The following is a 19,764-nucleotide window of genomic DNA, read 5'->3' as shown; positions in this document are numbered from 1 at the left end:
GATGATTGTGAAGCATTTGGAGGACATTATGGATTCGAAGGACGATATCGATACGGAGACATGGAATTCTAGAAGGCTTCTGCTGGCCAGGGACGGGATGGGCTTCTCTCTGCATGATACGCTGATTAAAGCCGGAACAGAGACCCTGATCTGGTATAAACATCATGTCGAAGCCGTGTACTGCGTCGAAGGCGAGGGCGAAATCGAAGTAGTCGGGGGAGAGACCTACCTGATTGAGCCCGGAATGATGTACGCGCTTGACGGACATGAGAAGCATTACCTCAGAGCCCGTTCCCAGATGCGCATGGTGTGTGTGTTCAACCCGCCGCTTACCGGTGCCGAAGTGCATGACGAAGAAGGCACGTACCCGCTGTTATCCTCTATTACGGACTAAGGAGATGATAAGTGATGAGCTATAGCCAAGAATCGACCCTGCAGGATAAGGAATTGGATCTGTACCCTTCGAGGCAGCATGCGGAGCCTAGAATCTTAGAGCGACAGGACCCGGTTGTTCATTCGGAGTGGACACCTGACGCCGCATTGTCGAAGGAGCAGTCCGATTTCTATGAGCGTAACGGCTATTTGTTCCTGGAGGGGTTCTTCGGTGGACAGGAATTGAGCCATTATCAGAAGGAAGCCCGTGAATTGCAGGTAACAGCGGGGACGTCCGAAGACGAGGAGGTGATCCGGGAGCCCGGCGGAAACGAGGTTCGATCCGTTTTTGCGGTGCATAAGAGCAATCCGGTATTCCAGGAGCTGTCAAGGCACCCGCGTTTGCTGGCGATCGTGGAATATCTGCTGGGAAGCGAGACCTACATCCATCAGTCCCGGATTAACTATAAACCGGGGTTTACCGGGAAGGAGTTCTACTGGCACTCGGATTTCGAAACCTGGCATGTCGAGGACGGCATGCCTAGAATGAGGGCGCTCAGCTGCTCCATAGCCCTTGAGGACAACTATCATTTCAATGGTCCGCTCATGGTCGTTCCGGGCTCCCACAAAGAATTCGTGTCCTGTATCGGAAAGACGCCGGACAATCACTTCAAGGATTCGTTGCGGAAACAGGAATACGGGGTACCGGATCATGACAGTCTGACGCGGATGGTAGAGAAGAGTGGAATTGATACCCCTATCGGGAAAGCGGGCTCTGTCATTCTCTTCGATTGCAACATCATGCACGGCTCGAACAGCAACATCACGCCGATGCCGCGCAGCAACATCTTCATGGTCTACAACAGTGTGGAGAACAAGGTCGTCCAGCCATATTCAGGCCAGAAGCCTAGACCGGAGTATATCGCAACACGTGATCATTTATGATCAGCCTGTCTCTCATAGGCTCGATCATCGGCATCAACGTAGTGTATGTCTCGATTTTTTCGCTGCGCTTGATCCTGATGATCAAAGGCAGAAGAGGGATTGCCTCTCTTCTGGCCATGCTGGAGGTTTTTGTCTATCTGCTTGGTCTGAACCTGGTCCTTCAAAATGTAGACAATCCCTTTAACATGGCAGCGTACTGTCTCGGCTTTGGCCTTGGCGTTTATATCGGAAGCCGGATCGAGGAATATTTAGCTCTTGGCTACCTTGTCGTTCAAGTCATCGTCAACTCCCTGGAGACGGATTTGGCAATGAAGCTGCGAGAGAAGGGCTACGGCGTCACCTCCTGGGAGGCGGACGGCAAGGATGGCAAACGTCTGGTGCTGCAGGTACTTGTGAAGCGAAAGAACGAGCGGCGCTTGATGGAGACGCTGAACAAGCTTTCGCCGCAGGCCTTCATCATTTCCCATGAGCCGAAGAACTTTAAGGGCGGCTTCTGGGTCAGGTTGACCGAGGGACGGAGACCGTAATTCATGAGGTCCGAAGAGAGTATGTGCTTCAAAGCGAAAAGCTCGCTTTCTGGAATCCGAAATTCCAAAAAGCGGGCTTTCTTTCGGGAAGGGCGATAGGGAGCTGCAGCCGGGCGGCAAAAAATCGGTATCCAGCCCTCGGCGTGCTTGCGGGATCGAAGGCGAAATGCCTCGTTGAACGGATTGGCGTTCGTCTCATTCCACTGAAGTCAGCGGTTGACGAACGGCGGGTGAACCGCGGCCTCCTCCTGATACCAGAAAAACGCATAATCCGTCATGGTGGAGGAGCTTCCGAGCTGGCGCAGCATGGCCGCAATATTGCCGCGATGATACGTGCCGTGATTCACTACATGCAGCACGATTTCGGACTGGCGGGTGTCCCGAATGCCGGCATACGGATTATCCAAGGTGATCAGCTGTTCGAGATCCGGATGGCCGCGGAAAAAAGACAGATAACCATCGGACAGCTCGATGAACCGCAGCTGCAGCTCCTCGGCGCCGAGGTCTTCCAGCTCTCCGCCCATCTGATGGGCTTCCGTCAATGCATCCTTCATATCCGAGCCTGTCAAAACCTTCAGCCAGCTGAAGTCGACGGTATAGATATGAATCAATGCGGCGGCTACGGACGGGAAGACGCTGTGGATCTTTTGGTTGTACAGCTCGCCGGGCAGCTCCAGCAGCCGGTTGAAAATCGCTTGGTTCGCCCATGCATGGTATTGATACATTTTTACGGGATATGTCATTTCAATCATCTCTCCTTTAACGCTTGGGTTTCGTTCTTGAATCCAGTGTAAACAAAAAAGTATGACAGCGGACTGTCATACTTTACGAGTAGCGTTGCAGCATTTTTTGCAATTTGGATTTCATCATGCTTCTAAGCTCGGCAGGCTCGATAATCTCAATATCGTCCCCGAAGCTCATTAGGGTTGACCAGAACCACCAGGATTCCGGCTGTTCAACTTTGAACGTCAGGCGGAGCGTACCGTCCTCCAGAAATTCACGGTGCACGTCATAGAATTGATCCATGGCTCTGGCGAGGGCGTTAGGCGATACATGCAGCACGACCTCCCGGGCATCGGGCGATGATTCCCAGGCGCGGCGTTCTTCGTCCCTTGACGAAGCCTGGCGACCCGGTCCCTGCGTGTGTTCCTCCGCATGGTTGCGCTGAAACGGCTCCGCCGAGGAGGTCAGCTCCGACATTCTGGAAATGCGGAACTCCCGATAGTCCTGCCGCGTCCGGCAGTATCCGTACAGGTACCAGGCACCGAATTTATACATGAGGCGCAGAGGCTCCACCTTGCGGTGGATGCGCTCGTTCTTGGCGCTGATGTACTGGAAGGCCACGGTCTGCCGGTTGGTGATGGCGCCGCGAAGGAGCCTCAGCGATTCGTTATGGGTGCGCCAGCTGCCGATGTCCATCGAAAGCCCCTGGGGCCCTGTGTTTCCGGAACGATCGATCGTTTGCAGCCGTTGGATCGTATCCAGCGCACGCTCATCCTCGAACACGGTCGACATGCTGTGCAGGATGGTGATCAGGGCGCTGACGTCATAGGAACCGAGCAGGCTTTTATCCATCTTGTACTGCTCCATGATGCCGTAGCCGCCATTCACGCCTTGGTACGATACGACCGGAATGCCGGCCGCGCAGATGGCGTCAATGTCCCGGTATATGGTCCGCTGGGATACGTTATATTTTTCAGCCAGGGCGGACGCCGATAAAATTTCGTTATTAAGGAGCATGTAGATCATCGATATGAGCCGTTCCAGCTTCATGAGACCATCCTTTCAAGAGAATGCGGATTCATTCTCCATTGATTCCGTATTATATCATAGCAAGGTTGTAAACATGTTGGATGATTCCATTCCGCACGGATTTCACGTACAATAAAGGTGCAAGCAGATAAGACCAAGGAGTGTGAACGCGCATGGCCCGTACCAAGACGCAGAAGGCGCGCCGCAAGGCGGAACGCGCAGGCACATGGAGTGCCGTCATGATGAGAAAGACAAACGAGGATTTCGGCGCACTGTCCCAGCATGTGAGAGTGAAGCCGGGCAAGCAGGAGCAGCTGAATAAGATCAAGCATAAAAAGCGGATCGGAGACGATGGCGCTTTTTTTATTGGGTTACGGGTTGTGGTATAGTACGCTAGAGAGGTTAGCAAGCAGGATGGAGGTTTAGCATGGCAAAGCAAAAATATTACGTGGTCTGGGTCGGCAAAGTTCCCGGCATTTATACAAGCTGGGCCGAGTGCCAGCAGCAGGTGAATCAATATACGGGCGCAAAGTTCAAGGCGTTCGAATCTAGAAGCGAAGCGGAGCAAGCCTTTGCCGCAGGATATAAAAACTACTGGGGACAATCCTCGGCCGGACAGGGAAGCGCGGGATATAAGCGCAGCCGGTCCATGGCGGCGGAGGATCCGGGCGAGATCGACTATGACAGCATCTCGGTTGATGTGGGAACACGGGGTAATCCCGGACCGGTCGAATATAAAGGCGTAGATACCCGAACGGGGGACATCCTCTTCTCCTGCGGGCCGATTGCGAAGGGCACCAATAATCTCGGCGAGTTTCTGGCGATCGTCCACGCCCTGGCCTATCTGAAGAAGATCGGCAGCAGCAAGACGGTGTACAGCGATTCCCTGAACGCGATCAAATGGGTGAAGCAGAAGAAGGTGGTGTCGACGCTGCCGAGGGACGCCTCCACCAAGGAAATCTGGGATCTGGTGGATCGCGCCGAAAGCTGGCTGCGTAACAATACGTATTCCAACAAGCTGCTCAAGTGGCAGACCAAGAGCTGGGGAGAAATTAAAGCCGACTACGGGCGTAAATAGAGACATCAGGAGGAGGCCATACAATGACGTATAAAGCCGTTTTTTTCGACATTGACGGAACACTTGTTAATGAAGAGAAGGAAATTCCGCAGGATACGATCGAGGCGATTGCACAGCTGAAGGAGAGCGGCATCGATGTATTTATTGCAACCGGGCGGGCGCCTTATTATTTTCAGCACTATGCGAAGCCGCTCGGCATCGATTCCTTTGTCAGCTTTAACGGCTCTTATGTCGTGTACAAAGGAAAAGTCGTGCATGAGCACCCGATTCCGGAAAAAACGCTGGAATTGCTGGAAAGCACCGCGCTTGCGAACAACCATCCAATCGTGATGCAGGGGGCCGAAGCAGGGTATGCCAACTACGAGGAGCATCCGTTCGTTGCCGAATCGTTCCATGATCTGCGGGTCGAGGTGCCCGGCTACAGAAGCAGCTACTGGAAGGAAGCGAAGGTGTATCAAGCGCTGCTGTATTGCGAAGCTCACGAGGAATCGCTGTACACGTCGGCCGAAGCTCCGTTCGGTAACCTGAACTTCGTGCGCTGGCATCGGGTGGCGATGGACGTCATTCCGGGAGGCGGCTCGAAAGCGAAGGGGATTGAAGCGGTGCTGAAGCATCTTGGAATTACCCCGGCCGAAGCCGTAGCGTTCGGGGACGGGTTGAACGATAAAGAAATGCTGTCGTACGTCGGGCTCGGCATCGCCATGGGCAATGCGCACGAAGAGGTGAAGCCGCTGGCCGATTTCGTCACCAAGCATGTGAACGAAGGCGGCATTCGCCATGGGCTGCGGCATGCGGGATTAATTTAAGGAAGCCAAGGGCAGGGGATAGCTGTCCTTGGCTTTTTTATATAGATATGCTCATATTCGGGACAGCTGGATCAGATACAAGAGAACTGCCGCATCCCAAGTTTTTGTTTTTCTGCAGCCGTCTCATCGTTCCAACACGGATACTCCATCGGCCCAATGGCCGTCACGGCGTATGATGCGAAAAAATCCATGCCACAGCATGTGGATAAACGTTGCGCCTCGCGGAGAGGAACTTGAATTCCGCTGTGCATAACATCGCTAAAAAGTTCGTTATACACAGAGTTATGAACATCATCCACGGATGCTATGGATATTTGAGCGCCCAGGCGCTTTTGGAGGGGGGAGTTATCCCGGATTTGTGAACAAATGTGGAAAAGTGCAAGGATAACAAAGCGAATGGGCGGCTCGCCCAGAAAGTTATCCCCATCCTCGCTTGTCATTCCGCCTCATGCACCTGCTTGTAATATTGGTTCGGGGAGATCCCTACATATTTTTTGAATACTTTGCTGAAATAGAACGGGTCGTCCAGGCCGGTTAAATATCCGATCTCCCCGAAGCTCAGATGGGTGGCCTCGATCAGTTCCTTAGCATGGTTGATGCGGACCTGGTTCACGTAGCGCATGATCGTATGGCCCGTGAGCTTCGCAAATACTCGGTTCATATAGTCGTAGTTGCATTCAAAACGCTGCTCGATGTCGGCGCTCGTGATTTTCTCGGCGTAGTGCTCATGAATATAATCCAGAAGGGCATGCACTTTCATGTAGGTTTTGGTATACGGACTGTTCTGCTCCAGCTCATCGAACAGGCTGTGGCGCGACAGCTCGATCAGCATCTCCATGAATTTCAAGGCGGTCATGGTGCGGTTAAAATGCTTCCGCCGATAGAGCTGCAGCATTTCTCCCAGCGCGTGAACCATATGATGGAGACTCTTCTTCTGCGTCAAGGAGCAGTTCTTCGGAAAATATAGCTTCCTGCTCCCGTTTCCGCCGCCAGGGGCCTGGCTGTTTGTCATGATCCACTGCTCGGCCAGCAGCGAAAGCGGCTGCTCCGGCACGGCCTCGATGCAGGGATGCTCGAAGTGGATATAGTAGTAATCGCATGTATGCTTCTCGATTCCTTCATGGTCGACATGCGGCTCCAGCACGAGCAAATCGCCTTTTCGCAGGATGTAAGGGATTCCGTTCTCCCGAATATGAAGCTCGCCCTTCTTGATGAAATAAAGGATGTATTCATGCGTGTTCCGTTTGAAATGGATCCAGGGATTTTTGTATGAGACAAAGCCCATCAGCTTGATTCTCGGCACGTAATCGGCATTCATCGCCAGCATGGAAATGCACCCTTTCCAATGACGCGAAGTCGTTTTTGTACAAAAAGAGTAACTTTCACACATTCCCGTTCATTGTAACACAGCCTATACTCATGGTGAATGAAACGAAGGACGTACAGGAGGATGGTTCACCGTGACACTCAGAATAGGCGTGATCGGTTTAGGCGGAATCTCAGGCGCCCATATCGCCGGTATTCTGGCCAGTCCTGATGCCGAAGTGTGGGCGATCTGCGACAGCAGCGAGGAGGCGCTTCAGGCGAAGGGCGACCAGCTCGGCGTGCCGGAGTCGCGCCGGTATCTGCATCATGAAGCGCTGCTGGCCGATCCGAACGTGGATGCCGTTACGATCGGAACGCCGAATCACAATCATTATACGATCGCTTATGCGGCGATCAAGCACCGGAAGCCGTTTGCGCTCGAAAAGCCCGTCGCTTTGGACACCAGGGAAGCGGCGATGCTTAAAGATTTGCTCCTTCAGGACGAACTGCCGCATATGATTTGCTTCTCCTACCGTTATAAGGCTGCCGTCCGCTATGCCAAGTTTCTGATCGAGCAGGGCAAGCTTGGCGCGATCCGCCATGTGTACAGCCAATACTTGCAGAGCTGGGCGATCCCGGAGCAGCTGCCGCTGGTGTGGCGGTTTCGGAAGGCATTTTCCGGATCGGGTGCTTTAGGTGATTTAGGATCGCATATACTCGATATGGAGCGGTTCCTTGTCGGGGATGTGGAGCGGGTGTTCTCCGATGCCGGCACGATCATCCGGCAGAGGGAGCTTCCGGAAGGCGGGGGACAAGGCCTGGTTGACGTCGATGATTACTGCCACGTCCTTGCCCGTATGGAAGGAGGCATCTCCTCGACGATGACGATCTCCAGGTTTGCTTACGGCCGGGGCAATTACCAGCAGCTTGAGATTTATGGCGAGAAGGGAGCGCTGGTCTATAACCTGGAGGAAGCGGACAGCTTATACGTGAATCTGGCGGATGAAGGGGATACCGGCTTCCGGAAGGTCGACATTCCGAGGGAATATCAGGCGGATCAGATGCAGGCATTTTTCAATGTCGTGAACGGGAAGGGAGACGGATTGGACGCGACGATGACGGACGGATACATCAATCAGAGAACGATCGACGCGATCATCCAGTCCTTCACGGAGGAACGGTGGATACCGATAACCAAGGAGGTTTCAGCAATTGGCTAATATCAACGTAACGGTATGGAATGAATTCAGACATGAACGGCATAATGAGGCGATCGCAAGCATTTACCCGAAGGGGATTCATCAGGCGATCGCGGATTTTCTGGAGAAGGACGGTGAGCTGAAGGTGCGCACGGCCGTCCTCGACGATCCCGAGCATGGACTGACGGATGACGTGCTGGCGTCAACGGATGTCCTGCTCTGGTGGGGCCACGTGGCCCATGGGGAAGTGAGCGACGACATTGTGGAGAAGGTGCGCCAGCGCGTCTTGGACGGCATGGGGCTGATCGTCCTTCATTCGGGCCACGCATCGAAGATCTTCCAGCGCCTGCTCGGCACGAATACCGGGGCGCTCAAATGGCGTGATGACGGGGAGAAGGAGCGGCTGTGGGTGATCGACCCGAGCCATCCGATCGTCAGTGGACTTGGAGAATATATCGAAATTCCGAAGGAGGAGATGTACGGCGAGCGCTTTGAAATTCCGGCTCCGGATGAGCTCGTCTTTGTCTCCTGGTTCGAAGGCGGCGAGGTGTTCCGCAGCGGCTGCTGCTATAAACGAGGACGCGGCAAGCTGTTCTATTTCCGGCCGGGTCATGAGGCGTTCCCGACCTACTATCAGCCGGAAATTCAGCAGGTGATCACCAATGCCGTGCATTGGGCGGCGCCGCTGCAAGGGTCGAAAACCTCCTATGGGCGTGTATCGCCGCTGGAATACAGCCATACGACATAACATCCAGCAGCCAAAATCCAATGGATCTAATGGCAATATGCAGAGGCACCTGCTAGGGCGCGTTATTTCTCGGGCATCCCGGTGAATAAGGCCCCCGCCAGGTGCTTTATTCTTGTCCGCAATAGGATCGATCAATGGAACTATCAGGATTTACGTCATTAATCATTCATGCACTTAAGATAAACCGATATCGATATTTGCTCCGGAACGCTGTATAATGTACGAAAATTCGTAAACGACACGAGCAAAGTGGGTTGGAGCATGGAACAGGACAAGCAGCGCCTCAGCATCGAGGCGGCAAGATTATATTATTTATCGGATTACAGCCAGCAGGACATTGCGGCAAGATTGGGCGTCTCCCGTCCGACGGTCTCCAGGCTGCTTCAGCATGCCAAGGAGCAGGGATATGTGCAGATATCGATCGTGGATCCGCAGGAGGATCTGGATGCGCTGGGCGAACGCGTCAAGAAGCGGTACAAGCTGGATCAGGTGCTGGTGAGCTATTCGCCGATCAATGAATATCGGGAGATTCAGAAGCATATCAGCAGGAAAGCCGCCGACTATTTGCATGAAATCGTGAAGGACTCGGACATTATCGGCGTGACCTGGGGAACGACGATGCACGCGGTCGCGCTTCAGCTGCGGGACAAGCCGGTCCGCGGTGTCGAGGTGGTGCAGCTGAAGGGCGGCGTGAGCCATTCGCAGGTCAATACGTATGCCGCCGAGACGGTTCATCTGTTCGCCGAGGCGTATCATACGCTGGCCCGGTATTTACCGCTTCCGGTCATTTTCGACAGCGTGGAGCTGAAGGAAATGGTGGAGAGGGACCGTCATATTCAGCGTATCATTCAGCTTGGCAAACAGGCGAATATCGCGATCTTTACGGTCGGCACCGTCCATGAGGATGCGCTTCTCTTCCGGCTCGGCTATCTTAGCGAGGAGGAGCAGCAGCTGCTTGCGCGCGTCGGCGCCGGGGATATCTGCTCCCGCTTCTTTGATGCGAAGGGCCGGATATGCAGCGAAGAGATCAACAACCGGACGGTGGGGATCGATCTGGAGGCTCTTCGGGACAAGGAGAGATCCATCCTTGTCGCCGGCGGAAGGAAGAAGCTGGCCGCGATTCGGGCGGCGCTGGTCGGAGGCTACGCGAACACGCTCGTCACGGATCAATTTACGGCGCAGGCGCTGCTCGGAACGGATTGAACGATAGGGAAGCTCGTTAAATGAATAGCTCGTAAAGAAAACCTTATGAACGGGGAAGAAGGCTTATGCGGCTAAGCTCCGGTTCATAAGGTTTTTTGCTGCGTCTGGCGCCTTCCATTTGATCAAGCGGGTGGTTAGTCTGATTATGTTTACCCGAACAGGGTATAGAGCATAATAAGCAGACTCCTGTGTAAGAAAATTCCTGAATGGAATGATCATCGAGTGGCGAACAATGATAAAGATCATTGCCATAAATCGGCATGAACATAATTTCATAAGGTGTTTTACATATGTTCAGAGCTGTGATATGATGGTTCCCGTTGATAGGTTTTTGATAGAATGATAGCGCTTTACAGAGGGTTGAAAATGATGACGAAAAGGAGTGTTTTCAGCAATGAATATTGCAGGAATGATTGATCATACGCTGCTCAAGGCGGACGCAACCGAGACAGAGATTCGGAGAATAACGGAAGAGGCCAAGAAGTATGAATTTGCTTCGGTATGCGTCAACCCCGGCTGGGTTAAATTTTGCGCCGAGCAGCTGGCAGGAACGAAGGTAAAGGTATGCACCGTCATCGGATTCCCGCTGGGTGCGACAACTTCGGCCGTCAAGGCTTTTGAAACGAAGGATGCGATTGCCAACGGAGCCACTGAAGTGGACATGGTAATTAACATCGGCGCGCTGAAGGACGGCAATAACGAATTGGTGGAGAGCGACATTCAATCCGTGGTGGATGCGGCGGCAGGCAAGGCGCTGGTCAAGGTCATTATCGAGACAAGCCTGCTCACGGATGAAGAAAAGGTGCGGGCATGCGAGCTGGCGGTTAAAGCCGGCGCGGATTATGTGAAGACCTCGACCGGCTTCTCGACCGGCGGCGCGACACCGGAGGACGTGGCTCTGATGCGGAAAACGGTAGGCGAGAGCACAGGCGTCAAAGCTTCCGGCGGCGTTCGCAGCAGAGAAGACATGGAGCGAATGATTGAAGCGGGCGCAACGCGCATCGGCGCGAGCTCGGGCGTTAAAATTATGGAGGGCGGACAATCGACGTCATCCTATTAGAGGTTGTTCAAAAAGTCTTTAGATCACGAAATGAATCAAGAAGTAACTCGGCATCGAATCTTGAACTCTGCCGGACCTTCCGCTGAAAACTCGACTTATTGAACACGTTCTATTAAGGATCAGCTGCTAGAATTGGTGTTTCAGGCAATCTGTAATGTTCTACAAAAAAATCACCTATGGGGGAACAACGACGATGAAATATTTAATCGCCATATTGGGCTTGCTGGTCGTTTTCGGTCTGGCGTTCATCATAAGCAACGATAAGCGGAACATCCGCTATCGTCCGCTGGCCGTCATGATTCTGCTTCAACTGATTCTCGGATTTATTTTGCTGAATACGGGCGTCGGTGAGTATCTTGTTAGAGGGATCGCCAATACCTTCGAGGCGCTGCTTGGATATGCAGGGGAAGGGATTGAATTCGTGTTCGGCGGGATTGCCAATGAAGGTGCCGGACCTTTCTTCCTCAATGTGCTGCTACCGATCGTGTTTATTTCCGCGTTGATTGGTATACTTCAATATATTAAGGTGCTTCCGTTTATCGTACGATATATCGGTTTGATCTTAAGCAAAGTCAACGGTATGGGAAAGCTGGAATCCTATAATGCGGTAGCGTCAGCGATCCTTGGGCAATCCGAGGTGTTTATTTCGGTCAAGAAGCAGATTGCGCGTATTCCGAAGCATCGGATGTATACGCTTTGCGCATCGGCCATGTCCACCGTGTCGATGTCCATCGTCGGTGCATACATGACGATGATCGAGCCGCGCTACGTCGTAACGGCGATTGTGTTGAACCTGTTTGGCGGATTTATTATTGCATCGATCGTCAACCCTTATAAGGTGGATAAAGATGAAGATATCCTGGAAGTTCAGGAGGAAGAGAAGCAGTCCTTCTTCGAAATGCTGGGCGAGTACATCATGGACGGCTTTAAGGTCGCCATCACGGTTGCGGCGATGCTTCTCGGATTCGTTGCGCTCATCGCCATGATTAACGGGATCTTCAACCTCATCTTCGGGATTACGTTCCAGCAGCTGCTTGGATTTATTTTCGCTCCGATCGCCTTCGTTATGGGCGTGCCTTGGACAGAAGCCGTGGATGCGGGCAGCATCATGGCTACCAAGCTGGTATCCAACGAATTTGTGGCGATGCTTGATCTGGGCAACTTTACGAACCTGTCCGAGCGTACAATCGGTATCGTATCGGTATTCCTCGTTTCCTTCGCGAACTTCTCCTCGATCGGCATTATTGCCGGAGCCGTCAAGGGCTTGAACGAGAAGCAGGGAAATGTGGTTGCGCGCTTCGGCTTGAAGCTGCTGTATGGTGCGACCTTGGTCAGCGTGCTCTCCGCTACCATTGCGGGCCTGTTCCTGTAGGACCGTCACAAACAAAACCATGGGAAGCACCGTAACCGTATGACTTTTGATGGAACATCAATTATGTTAAGGGGGAGCTTGGATATGGAACGTTTCAAACGAATTCACCTGATCGTGCTTGACTCCGTCGGGATCGGCGAAGCGCCGGATGCGGCCGACTTCGATGATGTCGGTTCCGATACGCTTGGTCATATCGCCCGGGAGTGCAAAGGACTGAACATGCCGAATATGGCTTCGCTCGGCCTGTCCAACATTCGTGAGATCGAAGGCATTCCCGCAGCCGATCAGCCGCGGGCATTTTATACCAAGATGCAGGAGGCTTCAAACGGCAAGGATACGATGACCGGCCACTGGGAGATCATGGGCCTGTACATCGATACCCCGTTCCGCGTGTTCCCGGAAGGGTTTCCGGATGAGCTCATTCAGCGCATTGAGCAGAAAACCGGCCGCAAAGTGATCGGCAACAAACCGGCCAGCGGCACCGAAATCATTGCCGAGCTCGGCGAAGAGCATGTCAAGACCGGTGCTTTGATCATTTACACCTCCGCGGATTCCGTGCTCCAAATCGCCGCTCACGAGGACGTCGTTCCGCTTAAAGAGCTGTATGAAATCTGCGAATTTTGCCGCGAGATCACGCTGGAGGATCCTTATATGCTGGGCCGCATTATCGCCCGTCCGTTCGTCGGAGAGGCTGGCAGCTTCAAGCGCACCGCCAATCGTCATGACTATGCCCTTAAGCCGTTCGGCAGAACGACGATGAACGAGCTGAAGGATGCGGGCTTCGATGTGATCGCCCTCGGCAAAATCTCGGATATTTATGATGGCGAAGGCATCACCAAGGCCGTGCGGACGGTGTCCAATATGGACGGAATGGATAAAATGATCCAAACCATGGACGAGGAGTTTACCGGCCTCAGCTTCCTCAATCTGGTCGATTTCGATGCGGTGTACGGTCACCGCCGCGACCCGAAAGGTTACGGCCAGGCTCTGGAGGATTATGACAAGCGGCTTCCTGAAGTGTTCGATAAGATGACGGAGGAGGATCTGCTGATCATTACGGCCGATCACGGCAACGACCCGACCTATAAGGGAACGGACCACACGCGCGAATACGTGCCGCTTCTCGTATATTCGCCGCGCTTTGAACGGGGCGGGGAGCTGCCGCTTCGCCGTACCTTTGCCGATATCGGGGCTACCGTAGCGGACAACTTCGGCGTGAAGCTTCCGGACCACGGCACCAGCTTTTTGAACGAACTGCAAACCAATTGAATGAGTGGAGGAATGGGACATGAGTACACATATTGGAGCGAAACCGGGCGAGATTGCGGAATCCATCCTGCTGCCGGGGGACCCGCTGCGGGCTAAATACATCGCCGACACGTACCTGGAAGATGTGATCTGCTACAACGAAGTACGGGGGATGCTCGGATTTACGGGCACTTATAAAGGCAAACGCGTATCGGTACAAGGCACCGGCATGGGTGTGCCGTCGATTGCTATTTACGTGAACGAGCTGATCCGGGAGTACGGCGTCAAAAATCTGTTTCGGGTCGGTACTTGCGGCGCAATGCAGGAGCATGTCCACGTCCGCGACGTCATTCTCGCCCAGGCGGCGTGCTCGGATTCCGGCATGAACCGCCACCACTTTAACGGCTACGATTATTCGCCGATTGCCAGCTTCCCGCTGCTGCTCGGAGCGTATGAGCGCGGAAAGGAAAAAGGGCTCAATATGCATGTCGGCAATATTTTTACATCGGATGTGTTCTACCGCGAGGACAAATCGGTCGTTGAGAAGCTGATGCAGCATGGCGTGCTTGGCGTGGAGATGGAGACAACGGCGCTGTACACGATTGCCGCAAGATACGGCGTCAATGCCTTGACGATTCTGACGGTAAGCGACCATCTGCTGACTGGGGAAGAGACGTCCTCCGAGGAGCGCCAAACGACGTTTAACGACATGATGGAAGTCGCGCTGGATACGGCGATATCCTTATAAATAAGGCCCGAGGCAAGGGGAAGACAGTTTTAAAGCCAAGGGCGCGCCGTAACGAGGCTGCAGCACGATGATCGCCGCGGATGCCCGGACGGCGCGCCTACGGGTTGGAACGGCACGGTAGCTGGTTGTGCTGCAATGCAGCGAGGCTGACGGATGAAGGAGTTACGATCATCGCATAAGAGTGAGGAGAATGTACGATGAGAATGGTTGATTTGATTGCGAAGAAACGCGACGGCAAGGAACTGACAACTGAAGAGATCAATTTCTTTATCGAAGGATACACGAAGGGAGATATTCCCGATTACCAGGTCAGCGCCATGAATATGGCGATTTATTTCCAAGACATGTCGGATCGGGAACGGGCCGATTTGACGATGGCGATGGTGAACTCCGGAGAAACGATTGATCTGTCCGCAATTGAGGGAATCAAGGTCGACAAGCACTCCACCGGTGGTGTCGGCGATACGACGACGCTTGTCCTGGCACCGCTCGTGGCCGCACTCGATATCCCCGTGGCGAAGATGTCCGGGCGCGGGCTCGGCCATACCGGAGGCACGATTGACAAGCTGGAGTCGATTCCGGGCTTCCATGTGGAGATCAGCAAGGAAGAGTTTGTGAACCTGGTCAATCAGCATAAAATCGCGGTCATCGGGCAGACAGGGAACCTCACTCCGGCCGACAAGAAGCTGTATGCCCTTCGGGATGTCACGGCTACCGTCAATTCCATCCCGCTGATTGCAAGCTCGATCATGAGCAAGAAAATCGCTGCCGGCTCGGACGCCATCGTGCTGGACGTCAAGACCGGCGCAGGCGCCTTCATGAAAACGGTGGAGGATGCGAAGGAGCTTGCGCATGCCATGGTGAGCATCGGCAACAATGTCGGCCGCAAGACGATGGCGGTCATCTCGGACATGAGCCAGCCGCTGGGCGTTGCCATCGGCAATTCGCTGGAGGTGCAGGAGGCGATCTTGGCCCTTCGCGGCGAAGGGCCGAAGGATCTGGAGGAGCTGTGCCTTGCATTAGGCCGACAGATGGTCTATCTCGCCCGTAAGGCGGAGTCGCTGGAAGAGGCGGAGGAGATGCTGAGAGAGGTCATCCGCAACGGCAAAGCGCTGGAGAAGTTCAAGGAATTCATCCAGAACCAGGGCGGTGACCCGTCCGTGGTGGATGATCCGGACCGGCTGCCGAAGGCGAAGTATCTGATCGAGCTTCCGGCTCAGCGGGACGGCGTCGTGGCCGAGCTCGTCGCGGACGAAATCGGCACGGCGGCAATGTGGCTCGGCGCCGGACGCGCGACGAAGGAATCCGAGATCGATCTGGCTGTCGGCCTGATGCTTAACAAGAAGGTCGGCGATACGGTCAAGAAGGGCGAATCGCTCGTGACGATCCACGCGAACCGCGAAGACGTGGAAGACGTGAAGCAGAAGCTGTATGAGAGCATCCGGATTGACGATCATGCCGATGCACCGGTTCTGGTGTACGACATTGTAACGGAATAATCGGGATTGCTCGAGCCGTTCGGGTGCACTGCGCTTGGTAACGACAGCCATTCGGTGATGCCGGGCTAGCGATTACCTTCATTTAACGGAAGAACAAGCAAGCTTATGCCTGTCCCTTGATGCGCAAGAGAAGGGGCGGGCTTTTTGTGCATGAAAAAAGGGTCATATTTCAGCTGATACCCCTCATAGAATGATAATGGGGAAAGGTAAAGCAACGCTTATGGGAGAGGCAGATCGCCGGTCAAGAGCCAACCTTGGATGAGGGAGGCTTGTGCCATGACCATTGATCAGTTGATTGCTTTGCTTGGACTTATCATTATGATCATCGGGCTTGCGGTGAATAAGAAACAATCTTAGTCCGCCGGTCCGAAGGAGCTGTCGCCAGGCAGAGAGTTGCTGCGCTGGCGGCGGCTTTTTTTTCATGTCCCTGTGTCTTGGCACGGAGGAATAACTGCGGCTGGGAAGGGAACCCTACCACAGAAATGAAAAAATTCATTGCATTTTCTTAAGAGAATCTTATGTCGATAGGTTGATAGAGTTGGACGAAAGTCATATACTGAGGTTGCAATGTTCTCCATCATTCATCATTTATTGGGAGGAAATCATGCTATATCTAACAGCGTTTGTCATATCGATGGTGCTGGTTCTCGTGCTGATTCCGCCGTTTCGGAAGCTGGCGATCAAAATTGACTTTGTGGACAAGCCAAGACCTGACTCCGAGCGGAAAATTCACCGCGAACCGATTCCGCTGACTGCGGGAATCGCCATTTTCATCGGATTTTTCATTACGTATTTTGCACTGACCGGTACGATCTCCAGGGAAGCGGTGGGGATTTTTATCGGGAGCGTCCTGATTCTCGGCATCGGGCTTGTCGATGACTGGTACAAATCGCAGGGGAAAGAGCTCGCCTCCCTGCCGAAGCTGATCGTTCAAATCTCCGCCGCCGTCATTGTATACAGCTACGGCATCCAATTCGAGGGCTTCAACAACCCGTTCACCGGCCATTACATCAACCTGCCGGAATGGCTGCAGCTGATTTTGACGATCTTCTGGATCTTCGGCGTTACGACGGTTATTAATTTCTCGGACGGCATTGACGGTCTAGCCGGCGGGCTGTCCGCCATTTCGGGCGGAACGCTGTTTGTTGTCGCCATGACGATGGGACAGAGCGAATCCGCTTTGCTGGCTGTAATTTTGGTGGGCGCCGCGCTCGGATACCTGCGCTATAACAAGCCGCCAGCCCGGGTGTTTATGGGGGATGCGGGCGCTACCTTCCTCGGATTCATCCTCGGCATTATCGCCTTGGACGGGGCATTCAAGGGAGCGACGCTGGCTTCGTTGTTCATCCCGATCTTTGCCCTGGGCGTTCCGATCATCGATAACGTGATCGTCGTTATTCGCAGAATGCTGCAGTCGAAGCCGATCTACCAGGCGGATGCCTCGCAGGCGCACTATCGCCTGCTCGCAACCGGGCTTAACCAGAAGCAGACGCTGGTTTTCCTCTGCCTTCTGAATCTGTGCTTCGGCCTTACGGCGATCATCCTGGCTTTGAATGAAGCCGGTGCCTAGGCGCATAACAGCGACCAAGCATAAGAGCAGCGAATAGGTCATATAACATTCCAAGAATCTCGTCTCCAAAGCTGGCGGCGGGATTTTTTTAGATATCCGAAGGTATAAGCATCGTCGGATCTGCAGCCTGATATAGCAGGAACTACCGTTAAACGCGGTCTGCCTTCTTTGAGAGCGCGTCGATAGACGTTTTTCTTTTACGCTATCAAAGATACGAAGCCAATACGCCCGTCAGAAGCAGATAGCATTGAACGGTACGAAACTAACCTGCTGTTAAGATCAGGCGATCAGGCGATCAGGCCTATTGAACGAAGGAGGGGAACAAGGATGAGCGATATGTCAGGGAAAATAGCGATCATTACGGGGGCCAACTCGGGTATGGGCCTCGCTTCCACGATTGCGCTTGCCCGTATGGGGGCGCATGTGATTATGGCTTGCCGAAGTCAGGCGAGAGGGGAGGCGGCGCTTGAGCAGGCGAAACAGGCATGTAACGGATGCGGTGACATCCGTCTGATGCAGCTTGATTTGGGTTCATTCTCAAGCATCCGGCAGTTCGCATCCGCGTACCAAGCGCAGTATGACCGCCTTGACGTCCTGCTGAATAATGCGGGCGTCGTCACGATCAAACGGGAGACGACGGCCGATGGATATGAAGCGATGCTTGGGGTCAACCATCTGGGCCATTTTCTGCTCACGAACCTGCTTCTCGGTCCGTTGAAACAGGCGCAGCAGGGGAGGATCGTCAACGTATCCTCCGGCGCGCACAAAATCGGAAGAATTCATTGGGAGGATCCGAATCTGTCCAAAGGCTTTCATGTAGCGAAGGGGTATGCCCAGTCCAAGCTGGCTAATATCCTGTTTACGAAAGAGCTGGCGCGCCGCCTGTCCGGGACGGGGGTGACGGCCAATGCGCTTCATCCTGGCGCGGTCAGCACGAGCATCGGCGTAAACAGGGAGACGGGGTTCGGCAAGGCGGTGCATCGGGTGCTCCGGCCGTTCTTCCTTACGCCGGATGAAGGCGCCAAAACCGCAGTATATTTGGCTTCGGCTCCGGAGGTGGAGCAGGTGACGGGCGAATATTTCGTCAAGTGCAAGCCGGTTCGAACGACGGAGAAGGCCGGCGATCCGCAGCTTGCGGCTAGGCTGTGGGAATGGAGCGAGCGTCAGACGGGATTGACGGGACGGGATTCAATCTAAGACGAATAAACGGGGATCCTCAGATCATCATTGATCTGCAGGATCCCCGTTTATCGTTATAGTGGAATAGCTGACGGCTTAGGGCGATGCCCTGACCGGTTGTCAAGAGCCCTTGTGGGCTTTCAGATTGATGGCGCTGCGCACAAAACCGTTCGTGCCCTCGAGCAGCCTTGCTGCCTCTTCGGCATTCACGTTGGCCAGCAGCATGACGATGGCGGTTTTGACATGCGCTCCAGCCTCGAAGTAAGCCTTCTCTACGTCCTCGTCGGATGCGCCGGTAGCTAGCGTGATGATGCGCTTGGCGCGGTGTACAAGCTTGTTGTTGGATGGATTGAGATCGACCATCAGGTTTTTGTACACTTTGCCGATCCGGATCATGGCTGTTGTTGTCAGCATGTTGAGTATCAGCTTTTGCGAAGTGCCGGCTTTCATTCGAGTAGAGCCCATAATCACTTCCGGCCCGACGACGGCTTCAATCACGAAATCGGCATCCTGATGCATCGGCGAGTTATAGTTGTTGCACAGGCCGATCACGACCGCCCCGAGCTTCTTGGCACGCCGCATTGCCCCGAGCACATAGGGAGTGCGGCCGCTGGCCGCGATGCCGATCACGACGTCTTTTTCATTGATGCCGTGCTCATTCATGTCCTGCTCGCCGAGCTCTTCGCTGTCCTCCGCTCCTTCGATCGCTTCCTTCACCGCTCGGAAACCTCCGGCGATAAGACCTTGCACCATCGACGGATCCGTCCCATAGGTTGGCGGGCACTCGGATGCGTCAAGAATACCGATCCGTCCGCTCGTTCCTGCACCGACGTAGAATAAACGGCCGCCGTTCTGAAAGGCTTCTACGATAAGATCAGCCGCCTTGGCGATGGTAGGGATCAGCTCCCGAATCGTGTCGGTGATCAGGCTGTCCTCATTATTAATCAGGGTCATAATTTCCTCTGAGCTCAACTGATCAATGTTCTGCGTATGTTCATGAGGCTGTTCGGTTGTCAATTGACTGAGAATGTTCGTCATGAGAGGTCTCCTTTTTGAAGAATTAAGAAAGCGTGCCGTGTGCGGCTGCTGTATCCAGGCATTTACCGTTTGCCGAACGAATAAACGTCGGGCAGAACCTTATGTAGGTGGTACA

21 protein-coding genes are annotated in these 19,764 nt (G+C 53.9%); 16 read left to right on the top strand and 5 right to left on the bottom strand.

Translation table 11 applies throughout. The features are described 5' to 3' along the window. Window position 1 precedes the first annotated feature (1 nt). Genes NST08_RS25775 through NST08_RS25765 form a run of 3 tightly spaced genes read left to right on the top strand, consistent with a single transcriptional unit; the run spans window position 2 to window position 1,844 of the window. On the top strand, window positions 2–394 hold the full coding sequence (locus NST08_RS25775; protein WP_007131781.1) for an ectoine synthase: 393 nt from the start codon (window positions 2–4) through the stop codon (window positions 392–394). Between the two features lie 14 nt (window positions 395–408). Continuing rightward, the gene (gene thpD, locus NST08_RS25770; protein WP_007131780.1) at window positions 409–1,317 is read left to right on the top strand and encodes an ectoine hydroxylase; all 909 of its coding nucleotides are present in this window, start codon (window positions 409–411) and stop codon (window positions 1,315–1,317) included. Further along, window positions 1,314–1,844: a DUF2179 domain-containing protein gene (locus NST08_RS25765; protein ID WP_340898954.1), complete on the top strand. Its 531-nt coding sequence runs from the start codon at window positions 1,314–1,316 to the stop codon at window positions 1,842–1,844. The genes thpD and NST08_RS25765 overlap by 4 nt, the downstream gene beginning before the upstream one ends. A gap of 209 nt (window positions 1,845–2,053) precedes the next feature. Here the strand turns inward: NST08_RS25765 and NST08_RS25760 are convergent, their stop codons facing one another. Further along, on the bottom strand, window positions 2,054–2,587 hold the full coding sequence (locus tag NST08_RS25760) for a DinB family protein (protein ID WP_340898956.1): 534 nt from the start codon (window positions 2,585–2,587) through the stop codon (window positions 2,054–2,056). A gap of 82 nt (window positions 2,588–2,669) precedes the next feature. Further along, on the bottom strand, window positions 2,670–3,617 hold the full coding sequence (locus tag NST08_RS25755) for a helix-turn-helix transcriptional regulator (RefSeq protein WP_028405070.1): 948 nt from the start codon (window positions 3,615–3,617) through the stop codon (window positions 2,670–2,672). A 152-nt stretch (window positions 3,618–3,769) separates the two neighbouring features. On the opposite strand from NST08_RS25755, the gene NST08_RS25750 reads away from it, so the two are divergent. From NST08_RS25750 to NST08_RS25740, 3 genes are read left to right on the top strand one after another with little or no spacing between them, the layout of a single operon-like run. Continuing rightward, window positions 3,770–3,985: a hypothetical protein gene (locus NST08_RS25750; RefSeq protein WP_340898961.1), complete on the top strand. Its 216-nt coding sequence runs from the start codon at window positions 3,770–3,772 to the stop codon at window positions 3,983–3,985. 38 nt (window positions 3,986–4,023) lie between these two features. Further along, the gene (rnhA, locus tag NST08_RS25745; protein ID WP_340898963.1) at window positions 4,024–4,674 is read left to right on the top strand and encodes a ribonuclease H; all 651 of its coding nucleotides are present in this window, start codon (window positions 4,024–4,026) and stop codon (window positions 4,672–4,674) included. Window positions 4,675–4,697: 23 nt separating this feature from the next. Then, window positions 4,698–5,480, top strand: a complete 783-nt coding sequence (locus tag NST08_RS25740; protein ID WP_340898965.1) for a Cof-type HAD-IIB family hydrolase — start codon at window positions 4,698–4,700, stop codon at window positions 5,478–5,480. 71 nt (window positions 5,481–5,551) lie between these two features. On the opposite strand, the gene NST08_RS25735 is transcribed toward NST08_RS25740, so the two are convergent. Both NST08_RS25735 and NST08_RS25730 read right to left on the bottom strand, forming a co-directional pair. After that, entirely contained in the window at window positions 5,552–5,920 is a 369-nt protein-coding gene (locus NST08_RS25735) for a hypothetical protein (RefSeq protein WP_340898966.1), read from the bottom strand. Next, window positions 5,917–6,807, bottom strand: coding sequence for an AraC family transcriptional regulator (locus NST08_RS25730; RefSeq protein ID WP_007131772.1), 891 nt, complete (start codon window positions 6,805–6,807; stop codon window positions 5,917–5,919). The genes NST08_RS25735 and NST08_RS25730 overlap by 4 nt, the downstream gene beginning before the upstream one ends. Window positions 6,808–6,940: 133 nt before the next feature. Here NST08_RS25730 and NST08_RS25725 point away from each other — a divergent pair, with 133 nt between their 5' ends. The 10 genes from NST08_RS25725 to NST08_RS25680 all read left to right on the top strand — a co-directional run bounded on the left by NST08_RS25725 (window position 6,941) and on the right by NST08_RS25680 (window position 18,629). Next, a complete protein-coding gene (locus tag NST08_RS25725) occupies window positions 6,941–8,005 on the top strand; it encodes a Gfo/Idh/MocA family protein (RefSeq protein WP_341342428.1) in 1,065 nt (354 codons plus the stop codon). After that, a complete protein-coding gene (locus NST08_RS25720) occupies window positions 7,998–8,732 on the top strand; it encodes a ThuA domain-containing protein (RefSeq protein WP_007131770.1) in 735 nt (244 codons plus the stop codon). The genes NST08_RS25725 and NST08_RS25720 overlap by 8 nt, the downstream gene beginning before the upstream one ends. A gap of 261 nt (window positions 8,733–8,993) precedes the next feature. Next, entirely contained in the window at window positions 8,994–9,935 is a 942-nt protein-coding gene (locus NST08_RS25715; protein WP_007131769.1) for a sugar-binding transcriptional regulator, read from the top strand. Between the two features lie 394 nt (window positions 9,936–10,329). Continuing rightward, the gene (gene deoC / locus NST08_RS25710; RefSeq protein WP_213617023.1) at window positions 10,330–10,995 is read left to right on the top strand and encodes a deoxyribose-phosphate aldolase; all 666 of its coding nucleotides are present in this window, start codon (window positions 10,330–10,332) and stop codon (window positions 10,993–10,995) included. A 193-nt stretch (window positions 10,996–11,188) separates the two neighbouring features. Continuing rightward, window positions 11,189–12,367, top strand: coding sequence for a NupC/NupG family nucleoside CNT transporter (locus tag NST08_RS25705; protein ID WP_028405061.1), 1,179 nt, complete (start codon window positions 11,189–11,191; stop codon window positions 12,365–12,367). Window positions 12,368–12,451: 84 nt separating this feature from the next. After that, window positions 12,452–13,636 (top strand): phosphopentomutase, encoded by a 1,185-nt coding sequence (gene deoB, locus NST08_RS25700; protein WP_007131766.1) that lies wholly within the window; start codon window positions 12,452–12,454, stop codon window positions 13,634–13,636. Window positions 13,637–13,655: 19 nt separating this feature from the next. Continuing rightward, the gene (deoD, locus tag NST08_RS25695) at window positions 13,656–14,363 is read left to right on the top strand and encodes a purine-nucleoside phosphorylase (RefSeq protein WP_007131765.1); all 708 of its coding nucleotides are present in this window, start codon (window positions 13,656–13,658) and stop codon (window positions 14,361–14,363) included. 197 nt (window positions 14,364–14,560) lie between these two features. Then, the gene (locus NST08_RS25690) at window positions 14,561–15,862 is read left to right on the top strand and encodes a pyrimidine-nucleoside phosphorylase (RefSeq protein ID WP_007131764.1); all 1,302 of its coding nucleotides are present in this window, start codon (window positions 14,561–14,563) and stop codon (window positions 15,860–15,862) included. 604 nt (window positions 15,863–16,466) lie between these two features. Next, window positions 16,467–17,432: an MraY family glycosyltransferase gene (locus tag NST08_RS25685; protein WP_028405059.1), complete on the top strand. Its 966-nt coding sequence runs from the start codon at window positions 16,467–16,469 to the stop codon at window positions 17,430–17,432. 327 nt (window positions 17,433–17,759) lie between these two features. Then, window positions 17,760–18,629 carry an SDR family oxidoreductase gene (locus tag NST08_RS25680; RefSeq protein WP_341342427.1) on the top strand — a complete coding sequence of 290 codons (870 nt, stop codon included), beginning with the start codon at window positions 17,760–17,762 and terminating at the stop codon, window positions 18,627–18,629. Between the two features lie 102 nt (window positions 18,630–18,731). Here NST08_RS25680 and murQ read toward each other — a convergent pair whose 3' ends face one another. Continuing rightward, the gene (gene murQ, locus NST08_RS25675; RefSeq protein WP_007131761.1) at window positions 18,732–19,649 is read right to left on the bottom strand and encodes an N-acetylmuramic acid 6-phosphate etherase; all 918 of its coding nucleotides are present in this window, start codon (window positions 19,647–19,649) and stop codon (window positions 18,732–18,734) included. Between the last annotated feature and the right edge of the window lie 115 nt (window positions 19,650–19,764).

The organism is Paenibacillus sp. FSL K6-1566 (assembly GCF_038050475.1).
GTDB lineage: Bacteria > Bacillota > Bacilli > Paenibacillales > Paenibacillaceae > Paenibacillus_AQ > Paenibacillus_AQ lactis.
The sequence above is the reverse complement of the archived record's forward strand: the minus strand, read 5'-3'. Positions and strand labels throughout refer to the sequence as shown.